Origin of the sequence: Micromonospora sp. LOL_024, from assembly GCF_048060415.1 — a bacterium.
In the GTDB taxonomy this organism is placed as follows: Bacteria; Actinomycetota; Actinomycetes; order Mycobacteriales; family Micromonosporaceae; genus Micromonospora.
Genome location: NZ_JBHMIS010000016.1, coordinates 44,689 through 56,168, shown reverse-complemented (window position 1 = coordinate 56,168; position 11,480 = coordinate 44,689). Strand labels below are relative to the sequence as shown.

Here is an 11,480-nt window from a genome sequence, read left to right as displayed (position 1 = left end):
CCCTCCCTTACTCCGCCATCGGGATGCGGACGCCGGTGTGCGGGGTGTCGTAGCCGGCGTCGACGTGCCGGATGACGCCCATCGCCGGGTCGTTGGTCAGCACCCGCTCGATCTTCTGCCCGGCCAGGGCGCTGCCGTCGGCGACGCAGACCTGGCCGGCGTGGATGGAGCGGCCGATACCCACCCCGCCGCCGTGGTGCAGGGAGACCCAGGACGCCCCGCTCGCGGTGTTGACCAGCGCGTTGAGCAGCGGCCAGTCGGCGATCGCGTCGGAGCCGTCGGCCATCGCCTCGGTCTCCCGGAACGGGCTGGCCACGCTGCCGCAGTCCAGGTGGTCCCGGCCGATCACCAGCGGTGCGCTCAGCTCGCCGGAGGCGACCATCTCGTTGAACCGTACGCCTGCCCTGTCCCGTTCGCCGTAGCCGAGCCAGCAGATCCGGGCCGGCAGGCCCTGGAAGGCGACCCGCTCGCCAGCCAACCGCATCCACCGGGCGAGCGACTCGTTTTCCGGGAACAGCTCCAGGATCGCCCGGTCGGTGGCGGCGATGTCGGCGGGGTCGCCGGAGAGCGCCGCCCACCGGAACGGGCCCCTGCCCTCGCAGAACAGCGGCCGGATGTACGCCGGCACGAAGCCGGGGAAGTCGAACGCCCGGTCGTACCCGCCGAGACGTGCCTCCCCCCGGATCGAGTTGCCGTAGTCGAAGACCTCCGCGCCGGCGTCGAGGAAGCCGACCATCGCCTCGACGTGTTTCGCCATCGACTCCCGGGCCCGTTCGGTGAACTCGGCCGGCTTGGCCTTCGCGTAGTCCTCGGCGTCGGCCGGCTCCACCCCCTCCGGCAGGTACGACAGCGGGTCGTGCGCGCTGGTCTGGTCGGTGACGACGTCGACCGGCACACCCCGGCGCAGCACCTCCGGGAAGACCGTGGCGGCGTTGCCGACCACCCCCACGCCGAGCGGACGCCGATCCCGCTTCGCCGCGAGGACCCGCTCGACCGCGTCGTCCAGGCCGTCGGCGATCTCGTCGAGATAGCGGTCGTGCCTGCGCCGCTCCAGCCGGCCGCGGTCCACGTCCACGATCAGGCAGGCGCCGCCGTTCAGGGTGACCGCGAGGGGCTGCGCCCCGCCCATCCCGCCGCACCCGGCGGTCAGCGTCAGCGTGCCTGCCAGGGTGTTGTCGAAGCGCTTGGCGGCGACAGCGGCGAACGTCTCGTAGGTGCCCTGCAGGATGCCCTGGGTGCCGATGTAGATCCACGACCCGGCGGTCATCTGGCCGTACATGGTCAGGCCGAGCTGCTCCAGGCGGCGGAACTCCGGCCAGGTGGCCCAGTCGCCGACCAGGTTGGAGTTGGCCAGCAGCACCCGCGGCGCCCACTCGTGGGTACGCATGACGCCGACCGGCCGGCCCGACTGCACCAGCATCGTCTCGTCGTCGCGCAGGTCGGTCAGCGTTCGCACCAGGGCGTGGTACGACGGCCAGTCCCTGGCAGCCTTCCCGGTGCCGCCGTAGACGACCAGGTCGTCGGGGCGCTCGGCCACCTCCGGGTCGAGGTTGTTCATCAGCATCCGCAGCGCCGCCTCCTGCGGCCAGCCTCGGGCGCTGCGCTCGCTGCCGCGCGCGGCACGGATGGGTGCGCTGCCGGGCGTGCCCTGTCTGATTGCGCTGCCGGGCGTGCCCCGGGTGGGTTGCGTCATCGCGGGACTCCTCCTAACCGAGGAACAACTGTCGACGGGTGGCCGAGGCTTCGAACACCTCCAGCCGCCGCTGGGTCTCGGCCGGCGCGGCGTCGCAGATCGCCTGGAGCAGCACCATGGCCAGGGTCATCGGGGCGGTGTGCAGGTCGAAGACGAGCTGCGCGCCGACCGCCGCGGGCAACACCAGGTCGGCGTACTCGGCGGCCGGGCTCACCGGCGAGTCGGTGATCGCGACCACCGTCAGCCCCGCCTCGCGGGCCTCGCGCAGCGCGTCCAGGGTCTCCCGGGGGTAGCGGGGCAGCACGAAGGCCAGCATGGCGGTCGCCCCGGCCTCGGCGGCCTGCTCCACCCGGTCGGCGAGCAGGCTGCCGCCGTGGTCGAGCACCCGGACGTCCGGATGTACCTTGGCCGCGAAGTAGGCGAAGTAGGCGGCGAGCGGCGCGGCGGCCCGCAGACCGAGCACCGGCAGCGGTCGGCTGGCGGCGAGCAGCCGCCCGGTCCCGGCGATCCGCTCCCGGTCGGCGAGCTGTCCGGCCAGCCGGTCCAGGTTGCCGACTTCGGCGCGTACCGCCTGCTGGAGCTCGTTGCCGGCGGCGGCCGGACCGGGCGCGGCGGCGGTCAGCTCGCGCAGCCGGCGGCGCAGCGCGGGATAACCGTCGTGGCCCAGCGCCACCGCGAACCGGGTGACCGACGGCTGGCTGACCCCGGCCAGTTCGGCGACCTCGGCGGCGGAGAGGTAGCCGACGGCGGGAGCGTGCTGCACCAGGCAGTGCGCGATGCGCCGTTGCGTCGGAGTCAGCCGGACCCCGTCGAACAGGCCGACGACCCGTTCGGTCGGCGCGATGGCAGCTCCCTCATTCATTCCATGACTCTATGCATGAAAACTTTCACCAGGCAAGCTGTCCTGTGCGATCTACTGTGGACCAATGCTGAGCTGCGGATTCGGCGTGATCACCCGGAGTGCGGTGACCGGTGGTCAGGGTGAGGTACGACGAGTCGATAGGATCCGCACGGCGGTCGAGCAGAGGAGTTGCCATGCAGCCGGAGGGCCCGTACCGGTACACCCACCTGCTGGGCGGGTCGCCGGTCGGCAAGGCGTGGGCCGCCATCGACGGGCAGGGCCGCCTGGTCACGGTGGCCGTCCTGGACGCCACGGTCGCCGCCACTGCGGGCTGGCGCGAAGCCTTCGCCGGGATGGCCAACAACCTCGCCCAGACCACCGGTGGCGCCCCCTTCACGTACGCGGACTTCTCGGCCGCCGCGCCCTGGGTCGCCTACTCCGCCGAGAGCGGGCCGGCGGCAGAGAAGCTCTTCCGCGCCCTCGAAGTCGACTACCAGCCCGTGCCCACAGTTGTCCCGCAGCCGATATCGGGTCCGCCACAACCGGTGTCGGGCGCCCCGCAGGCGGCGAGCCTGATCTCGCCTCAGCCGGTCTACCCGGACCCGGTCTCGGGCGCGCCGACCTCGCCCGATCGTGGCCCGTCCTTCGATGACCCGTTCGCCGCGCAGGTCCGCCGGATCAAGCCTTCTGCCCCGCCCAAGCGGCAGACCGGCCTCTGGATCGCGGTGTCGGTGCTGTTCCTGGTGGCCGCCGTCGGTGGCGGAGCCGGTATCTGGGCGGTCGCTGCGGGCGAGCCGGACACCGCGCCGACAGTCGGCGCACCGACCGCGACTCCGCCTCCACCCGGACTCAAACCCTGGGCGGCAGCCGCGCCTCGGAGTGCCGAGGAGCACGCACTCGCCACCGTGGCACCCTCGATGGTCTTCCTGGAGGCCATCCTCACCGGGTACGTCCGCGGCGGACAGGACGACACCCTGCTGCATCCCGAGCCGTTCACCTTCAGTCGGCGTTGTAGCGGGGTCGTAGTCAACCACGATGGGCACGTACTCACCAACGGCCAGTGCGTACAGCCCACTTCGGACATCCTGCGCGAGCATGCGCTCGACGCCTTGGCCAAAGCCCTCGTCGCTGACGGCACGTTGAAGGCGGACGACGTCCAACGCTACGTCCGGACCCGGCTCGCCAGCACCGCGTTCACCGGGCCCGAACCCGGCACCGAACCCGATAGCAGGCTCTTCGCGCAGCTGAACGTCGCCGTGGGCGACCTGACCGAGAATCCCGCAATTCCTGGCAGCGTCATCCAGGCTCTCAGCCTCGCCGAGGGCAACCTTGCCCTGGTCAAGCTTGACCAAGGTGAACTCCCCGCCGCCGAACTGAACAACTCGGCCACAATCGCCTCGGGTACTTCGCTGCAGGTGCTGGGTTACGGCACCGCCGACACCGCCTACCGATCCGCCACCTACACGGTTCTGTCCGCACCGGTCCGGGTGACCGAAGTGGACATCGAGTCGTCGGCGTACCAGATCAGCGAAGATGTCGGCGCCTATTCCCGCGGTGGGATAGCGATCGACCCGCAGGGCCGGGTGGTCGGCATGCTCGACAACGATCTGCTGCAGCCCAACCGCCCGAACCGCCTGGTGGTGCCGGTGTCGAGGATGAGTGAACTGCTCAGCGCCGCGGGCGTCGAGAACAGCCTCGCCGAGCCTGACCGGCTCTACCGCAGCGCTCTCGACGCGTACTTCGCCGGCGACGAAACCGGGGCCGCTCCACAGCTCACGGAGGTTGTGGAACGTTCGCCCACCAACGTACTGGCGCAGATGTACCGGGAGGCCGCGGTCGCGGCCGGCGGCGATGAACCGTCCCGCCCTGGCTGGGTGGTGCCGCTGCTCGTCGCCGCCGCTGCCGCCCTCGTAGGTGGGATCGGTACGCTGGCCTGGTCGCGCTTGCGAATGCGTCAGCGCTAGCCGGCGCCCTGCTGTGGTTGACCGCGAACTCACACACGTAGATGATCTCGCGCGAGGTGCTGTCCCAGCTCAGCGAGGAGTGGTAAAGGGAGACGGCGCCGTGACTCAGGTCGATCCGGGCTGGCGCCGTAGAACCCACGGGCGGCGTCGTAGGTCAATCCGTGGAGCTGGTCAGCACCGGGGCCAGGATCAAATCGAGCAGCGGTGTCAGCTTGCGGGCGTACTCGGTGGTGATGTGGTTTCCGTCGCGTCGGACGACGACGCCACCCACGAAGATTGGGCAGCGCCCCGCTCTGCAGAACCAATCCGTGGTGGCTATGTGCCAGGACCCCTTCCCGTGCCAGATCCGTCGGTCGGCCTCCGCGTAGGACCGGTACTCGTCCGAGAGCGTCGAAACGCAGTCGCCGGGGGCCGACAACCGAGTGACGCATGTTCTCGGGTCCAGGCCGGGAGGCGGCGGCTGCAGGGCAACGACCCTTCCTGCCGTCGCGAGCCACGCTTCCTTGGCGGTACGTGTGGCTCGTTCCCATTCGGGCAGTGACGGGTTGCCGCCAGTCAGGGTGAACCGTTGGCGGTAGGCGTTGCTCACGAACACCAGATCGGGCCGCCGGTTGTCGACGAATGTCCGCACTATCTGCCGATGCCCGGGACAGGCTCGGGTGATGCTCTCGACGGGGGAGGTTGTTTCCGAGGCGAGGAACGGGCAACCGGCGTAGGTCAGGTCCTGGACCACCCAGTCGGCGGGTTCCAGCACACCCCGCACCAGCGGCAGCCAGGCGGTCGCGATGGAGTCCCCGACAACCACGGCCAGCCTACGAGGACGGGGTGTCGTGACGGCACAGTCATTGCCGTCCGGGATGGCTGGCCGGCAACCCTGTCCTTCGCCGCGGGTAAAGCCCTGGCTGCTCAGTTGTTCCGGAGGAGGTGTCAGCACCGGCCAGTCGGTGGTGCCCAGCGCCGCGCGGATCTGTCCGGTCAACTCGTACTGCGAGGTAACGACAGCCGCTTCTCTCGCACCCTGCGGCGCTGGTGGCGGGATTGCGACCGCGGCGACCGCGGCTACCCCGGCGGCCAGCGTCACCAGGATCGCGACCCGCAGAACCAGTGCCGGTACGCCTCGCTGAGGCGGCGTTGTCGGCTGTCGCCGCGCCAACCACGACGACCGGCGCACCGGGTCCTCCACCAGGTGGTAGGAGAGCACAGACAGCAGACCTGTGCCGGCGAGCGTGAGCAACTGCGTGGCAGAGCCATTGGCGGGCAGCGCGGCTCCGATGAGGACAAGCAGCGGGAAGTGCCAAAGGTAGAGCGAGTAGGAGATGTTCCCGACGTAGCGTACGACTGGGTTTGTCAACGGGAACATGAGCCGCTGCCCGCCGACGCCTCCGACGATGACCAAGGCCGTGGAGATCACCGTCAGGAGCGCACCCGGCACCGGCATGGGGGTCTGCGCCGCGATGCTCAGCACCGAGACGACCAGGCCGGTCAGCCCCAGCCACTGATAGGCCGGGCGGACCGGTGCCGGTATGCGGGCAAGCAGCGGTGCCGCCACGGCCAGCAGCGCGCCGATTCCCAGTTCCCAGGCCCGGGAGAAGGTCGAGAAGTAGGCGGCCGTAGGGCGATGGTCGACCTCCCGGAGGGCGAACACGATGGAGCCGAGGACGATCGCCCCCAGGACGGTACCCAGCGCCCACCGCGACCGGTTCGGGTCCCGCCACCGCCGGGCGGCCAATCCCAGCACCGTCACCAGCAGCACCGGCCAGACCAGGTAGAACTGCTCCTCCACGGCAAGGGACCAGTAGTGCTGTAGCGGCGAGACCGGTCCGTCGGTCTGCCAGTAGTCCGTGTCGGTGGCGGCGAAGCGCCAGTTGGCCGCGAAGAGCCCGGCCCAGAGGGCGTCCCAGGCCGCCGATCTGACCCGCTCGCCCAGGAACAGCAGCGACGACGCGAGGAGCGTGCTCACCAGGACCAGCATCGCCAACGGCAGGATCCGCCGAACCCGCCGGCGGTAGAAGTCCGCGAAGGAGATCCGTCCCGTACGGTCGTGCTCGGTGAGCAGCAGCCCTGTGATCAGAAAGCCGGAGATCACGAAGAAGACGTCGACACCGACGAACCCGCCGGCCGGCCAGCGGAAGACGTGTTCCAGGATCACCACCACGACCGCGACGGCGCGTAGCCCCTGGATGTCCGGCCGGAAGCCGCTTTCGGGAGCCTGAGCCCGGTCAGTCTCGGGCATCGGTCTTGGCTCGGCCGATAGACGGCCGGCCAGCCAGCCGGCGGACCGTAGCCAGCGGCCCCGGACGATGCTCGGCCGCCGCCGGCCCTCGGGCCCCAACGGGATTCGTCGATCCTGACACGCAAGTGGTCAGCACCATCAGGGCGAAGATCCAGGTCAGCCCGTCGACCGAGAGTGGGTTCCAGACCACCTCGGTGAATGAGTAGATCACGAACAGCGCCACTGGCGCCTTGGCGGAGAACGCCCGGTCGTCGATCACCGGCGCGCGCAGCAGGGTGACCAGCAGGAGGCCCCACAGGGTCAACGCGACGAAACCACCCGAGAAGATCGCCAGCACGTAGCCCGAGTGGAAGAAGTGGTGCGGTGCGTCGCCGACGTCCCGGAGGTAGTACCACTTGGATACGCCGACACCGATGCCCTCCGCACCGGAGATGTACTCGCGGACGTGAATCCAGATGTTGCCGCGGTTGCTCAAGGTGCTCCTGGACGCGCTCCAGGTCAGGTAGATGGCCGTTGCCGCGGCCCCGACCACGAGAGCTGCGCAGAGGGCGACGTTGATTCGCGGGTACGGTCGCCGCCGTTCGAGGAGAAAGGCGCCGAAGACCCACACAACCACTGCGGCGAGGGCCATATAGCTGGTCCGGGATCCGGTCGCGACGATGACCAGCAGGCAGAACGCCAGCACCGCCACCCGCTCCACCCCTCGCAGCGCGCATACGGCAGCGACCAGGGTGAACGAGGTGATCAGAGCGATGTAGTTCTCGGAGTCGTAGAAGCTCCTGAACAATCCGCCCGCCAGCGAGCATTTCTCCAGATGCCCGACGGTGCAGGCTCGCCATGCCTGTTCGTACCCGGCCGTCGGGATCGTCAGCACCGACAGCACAGCCAGTCCGGTGTACGCCATGGCTCCGAGGCTCACCGTGGCACCTGCCCCCAGCAGCCACAGCGCGAGCAGCAACAGCCCCGCAGCGATGTACGCCGGAATCCGCGCCCCGTACACGCCGTCACCGGTGAGGACATCCACGCTCACGCACCAGAGGAGCAGCGCGCCACCCAGCCCCAGACAGACCTGACGCCAGACCTCGGGCGGGCCCGCCAGCCGCCCTCGGCGCGTGACGAGTAGCCAGGCGACCAGTGTGAGCACCAGCAGGCCGATGAACGCCGAGGACCGGCTACCGGCGATCACTGGCGCGGCGTTCGCGAGAACCCCGAATCCGATGACCGCGATGGCAGTCCTGCCGCCGGTGAAGGCGGTGGCGACGGCTCCCCGCTCGTGGATCAGCCAAGCGGCCGACGCGAGACCACCCGCGCTGAGCAGGACACCGAAGAGTGTGGTCACCTCAGAGCCTTTCCATCGGACGTGGCGTAGCGAGTTTGCCGGCCGGGTCGCGGCGGACGGCCGTGACGAGGCATCCCCAGAGGAGTACGGCGAGCAGCGCGTCGCAGACCAGGCTGGAGACGATAGCGCCCTGCCAACCGTAGGCCGGGATGAGCCACAGGTTCAGCAGTACGTTGAGCACCCCGACTCCCATCTGGCAAAAGGTCCGGCGCCCCTGCAGTCGAGCCCCCGACAGCGCATCCGCGGCAAGATAGTGCAGCCCCTTGAGTACCAGTAGGGCACTCAGTCCCTGCAGCGCCGGGGTGGCCGCCTCGAAGTCGGACCCGAATACCAGTGGCATCATCCAGGCGAACGTGACCAGCAGCAGGCTCACCGGCACGCCGAACGCCAGGAATCGTGGCAGCAGCCCACGTGCCATCCGCAGCGTCTCTCGTGGGCCGTCGCGCCCCGCTTCGAAGAACCCGGGGTAGGCGATCGCGCTCATAGACCGAGCCGGCGTGTACGCGAGGTCGACTACGCGGTAGGCGGCGGCGTAGATTGCGGCGCTCTCCGGAGTGCTCAGCCGGGACAGCATGACCTTGTCGACGTCGTTGTAGACCGACTGGGCCGAGAGCCCGATGGCGAAGAGCATTCCAACCCGGGCCTGATCGAAGGAGCCCTGCAAGCTCGTGGCGTCGCGGTCGGCGCCGCGCAGGCCACCCAGAATCACGGGCAGACCTACCGCGACCGAGAGCAGAAAGGATGTCATCGCCCAGCCATGGAGGGTGATCGGCCCTTCCTCGGTGGCCAGTGCCACGGCCCCGGCCAGCCGAGCGAGGTGTAGCAGGGCGGGAACGATCGCGGCGAGCAGAATTCGGCCACGGACCTGGATCGACGCTGCCACGGCCTCGATGAGCCGCCAGGCGACCAGGTCGGCGAAGGCGAGGCAGAGCAGGTCGACGAGGCCGACGCCGGCGCCCCAGATGGCGAGCCCCGCCGCCGCCACCAGTACCGTGGCGGCGGATCCGAAGGCGGTGGACAGGAACAGGCCACGGGAGAGGTGGCGGGGCCAGTCGGACGGCGAGTCGGCGTAGCTCTGGATGATCAGGCTCGGTGCGCCGGCGGACGCGAAGGGTGACACCAACGCGATGAGTGCTGTGACGCCCACGAACACTCCGTAGGTGCTGATCGGCATCTCCCGCGCCAGCAGCACGAAGAGGGCGCCCTGCGCCAGGGTGCGCAGCAGTGTCCCGGTGAAGAACTTGCCGGACCGGTGCAGGAAGCCGTCCCGACGTCCGACCAGGGCCGACCATGGCCGCCGGTCTGCGTGGCGCTGCGCGCTGGTCGGTTGATTGGTGTTGCCCGCAGCGGTCCTCACGCCAACGCCTCCACCCACCGGCGGCTCACTTCGGCTGGACTCAGCGCGCCGCGCCGCGCGTGCCAGGCCATCTCGAAGTCCGCGCCGGTGGGGCGCCCGTCGCCGGTCAGCCGGACGATCGCCTCGGCGAGGGCAGACGGCGAGGTGTCCGCCGCGAGCACGCCCGGCACGAACGTAGGGATCATCTCGTCCAGGGCCGGCACCGGAAGGGCGACTACCGGCAGCCCGGCCTCGGCGGCCTCCACGAGGCTGAAGCCGAACGTCTCGGCACGGGACGGGTGCACCAGCGCGTCCGCCTCAGCGAGGAGTCGTTCCACTCCCGGTACCCGGCCGAGGAAGGTCACCCGGTCGCCCAGCTCCAACTCGTCTGCCATGCCGTGCAGCAGGTCGCGTTCCGCGCCGTCCCCGGCGAGGGTCAGGTGATAGTTCGACGGCAGCAGCGACAGCGCTCGGAGTGCGCAGGAATGGTTCTTGTACGGGCGGAAAGCGGCAGTGGTGAGAAGGCTTACCCGCTTCTGGTCCGCCACCTCGCGGGGAGCGACGAACGGGCGGAGGGGCATCGGATTGGCGATCGTCACCACCGGCCGCCCGTGGGTGGTCTGCCGCACGACTCGCGCGACGCCCTCGGAGACGGCGATGACGAGGCGGGGTCGCAGGCCCCTGAGCCGGGTGATCCTGGCAAGGGTGCGTACCCGAGAATCGAGGCGCATCCGCTCCCGAAGCAGCGAATGCTCCCAGGCAACGTATTCGCGGCCGGTACCGCTCAGGGCAGCGCCGACCGGAACACTTCCCCACAGCCCGCTCGCCACGATGTGTACGTCCGCCGGAAGTGATCGCAGTCGGCGTCGCAGCAGAGGGACCGCCTCCACGAGGCGAGTGATCCGGGTGCCCAGCCCGAGGGAGTCGACGGTCAGATCGTCCAGAGTGGAGGGAATTGCCCGCGACAGGACGGTCGCTGACACCTCCACGCCCTGATCCTGTAGGCCCCGCATGAGCAGCGCTGCGGCGAGTTCCATGCCGTACAACGGCTCCAGTTGGGGGAGCACGAGGTGCAGACGCATCAGCGAAACCCACCCGTCGGCAGCGCCGTGGCGTCGCGGGCGCCCCGGGACCTGCGCATCGCGACACGCTCAAGCGCCGACCGGGGCACGAGCCCGAGTGTCGCAAGGACGAAATTGCGGGCTGACGGGGTGGCGTTGCGCCGGATGGCCCGCACCATTTCCCGGATGCCCTCGCGGTCGCGTGCCTGTAGGGCGTACCGGAGGGTTTGAGCCGCGATGAAGTCGGAGAAGGTCTTCGGCGCCCAAACCCCCTCCCAGCGCCGCGCCCAGTCCCAGGAGGTGCGCCAATCGGCGTCGGCCGAGATCGATCCCGGGCTACCCACCGTGTAGACGGCGGTTGCCTCCTTGATCTGCACGACCTTCGCCCCCGGGATCCGGGCTGCTCGAACCAGCCAGTCCCAGTCCTGGTGCCTGGGCAGTGACTCGTCCCACGGGCACCGCAGAGCCAGGTCCACAGTGGTCAGCAGGGTGGAGGTGGGCAGCGACTGGCGCGTGACGCCCAGCCTTCGCTGCCGGAAGAGATAGTCCTCGGGGAGTTGGCCGTCGGCGATCAGGGTAGCCGGCACGGCCGACGGAAGCGGGCTGCTACCGGCTTTGCGCTGCAGCGTCCGCGAGGACACCACCGGAAGTGCGCCGTCAGCGGCCAGCCGTTCCAGAACGGGCAGTTGTGCGGTGAGCTTGCCGGGCAGCCAGGCGTCGTCGTCGTCGAGGAAGGCCAGGTGAGTGTTTGGGGCGGCGTGCTGGACACCGAGGTTCCGGGCGAAGGAACCCCGCCGCCCACCGCCGGTACAGACGAGTTCGTCGATCTGGTCGCGCAGTTCCACCACGCTGGGCGGCGCCTCGGCCAGGTCGCAGACGACCACCAGGTGAACGGACACGCCCTGCTGAGCGCGGACGGTGGCGACGGCCTCCGCGAGGCTGGGCCTGCCCGTGGTTGGGATGATCACCGAAACATCCGGCATCGGATTCTCCAAGCAGTTCGGCTGAGTGTC

At 69.9% G+C, this 11,480-nt stretch carries 8 protein-coding genes; 1 reads left to right on the top strand and 7 read right to left on the bottom strand.

What is annotated here, in order from left to right; all coding sequences use genetic code 11:
• Positions 1-7: 7 nt before the first annotated feature.
• Positions 8-1,693, bottom strand: coding sequence for a urocanate hydratase (hutU, locus tag ACFHWY_RS17640; protein WP_416581289.1), 1,686 nt, complete (start codon positions 1,691-1,693; stop codon positions 8-10).
• Between the two features lie 13 nt (positions 1,694-1,706).
• Positions 1,707-2,555, bottom strand: a complete 849-nt coding sequence (locus ACFHWY_RS17635) for a MurR/RpiR family transcriptional regulator (RefSeq protein ID WP_416581288.1) — start codon at positions 2,553-2,555, stop codon at positions 1,707-1,709.
• A gap of 173 nt (positions 2,556-2,728) precedes the next feature.
• Here ACFHWY_RS17635 and ACFHWY_RS17630 point away from each other — a divergent pair, with 173 nt between their 5' ends.
• Positions 2,729-4,498, top strand: coding sequence for a trypsin-like peptidase domain-containing protein (locus tag ACFHWY_RS17630; RefSeq protein WP_416581287.1), 1,770 nt, complete (start codon positions 2,729-2,731; stop codon positions 4,496-4,498).
• A gap of 154 nt (positions 4,499-4,652) precedes the next feature.
• Here the strand turns inward: ACFHWY_RS17630 and ACFHWY_RS17625 are convergent, their stop codons facing one another.
• Genes ACFHWY_RS17625 through ACFHWY_RS17605 form a run of 5 tightly spaced genes read right to left on the bottom strand, consistent with a single transcriptional unit; the run spans position 4,653 to position 11,450 of the window.
• Positions 4,653-6,731 carry an acyltransferase family protein gene (locus tag ACFHWY_RS17625; RefSeq protein ID WP_416581286.1) on the bottom strand — a complete coding sequence of 693 codons (2,079 nt, stop codon included), beginning with the start codon at positions 6,729-6,731 and terminating at the stop codon, positions 4,653-4,655.
• Positions 6,718-8,070: an O-antigen ligase family protein gene (locus tag ACFHWY_RS17620; RefSeq protein WP_416581285.1), complete on the bottom strand. Its 1,353-nt coding sequence runs from the start codon at positions 8,068-8,070 to the stop codon at positions 6,718-6,720. The genes ACFHWY_RS17625 and ACFHWY_RS17620 overlap by 14 nt, the downstream gene beginning before the upstream one ends.
• Before the next feature lies 1 nt (position 8,071).
• On the bottom strand, positions 8,072-9,427 hold the full coding sequence (locus tag ACFHWY_RS17615) for a lipopolysaccharide biosynthesis protein (protein ID WP_416581284.1): 1,356 nt from the start codon (positions 9,425-9,427) through the stop codon (positions 8,072-8,074).
• On the bottom strand, positions 9,424-10,488 hold the full coding sequence (locus tag ACFHWY_RS17610) for a glycosyltransferase family 4 protein (protein ID WP_416581283.1): 1,065 nt from the start codon (positions 10,486-10,488) through the stop codon (positions 9,424-9,426). The genes ACFHWY_RS17615 and ACFHWY_RS17610 overlap by 4 nt, the downstream gene beginning before the upstream one ends.
• Positions 10,488-11,450 carry a glycosyltransferase family 2 protein gene (locus ACFHWY_RS17605; RefSeq protein ID WP_416581282.1) on the bottom strand — a complete coding sequence of 321 codons (963 nt, stop codon included), beginning with the start codon at positions 11,448-11,450 and terminating at the stop codon, positions 10,488-10,490. Before ACFHWY_RS17605 ends, ACFHWY_RS17610 begins: the two co-directional genes overlap by 1 nt.
• Between the last annotated feature and the right edge of the window lie 30 nt (positions 11,451-11,480).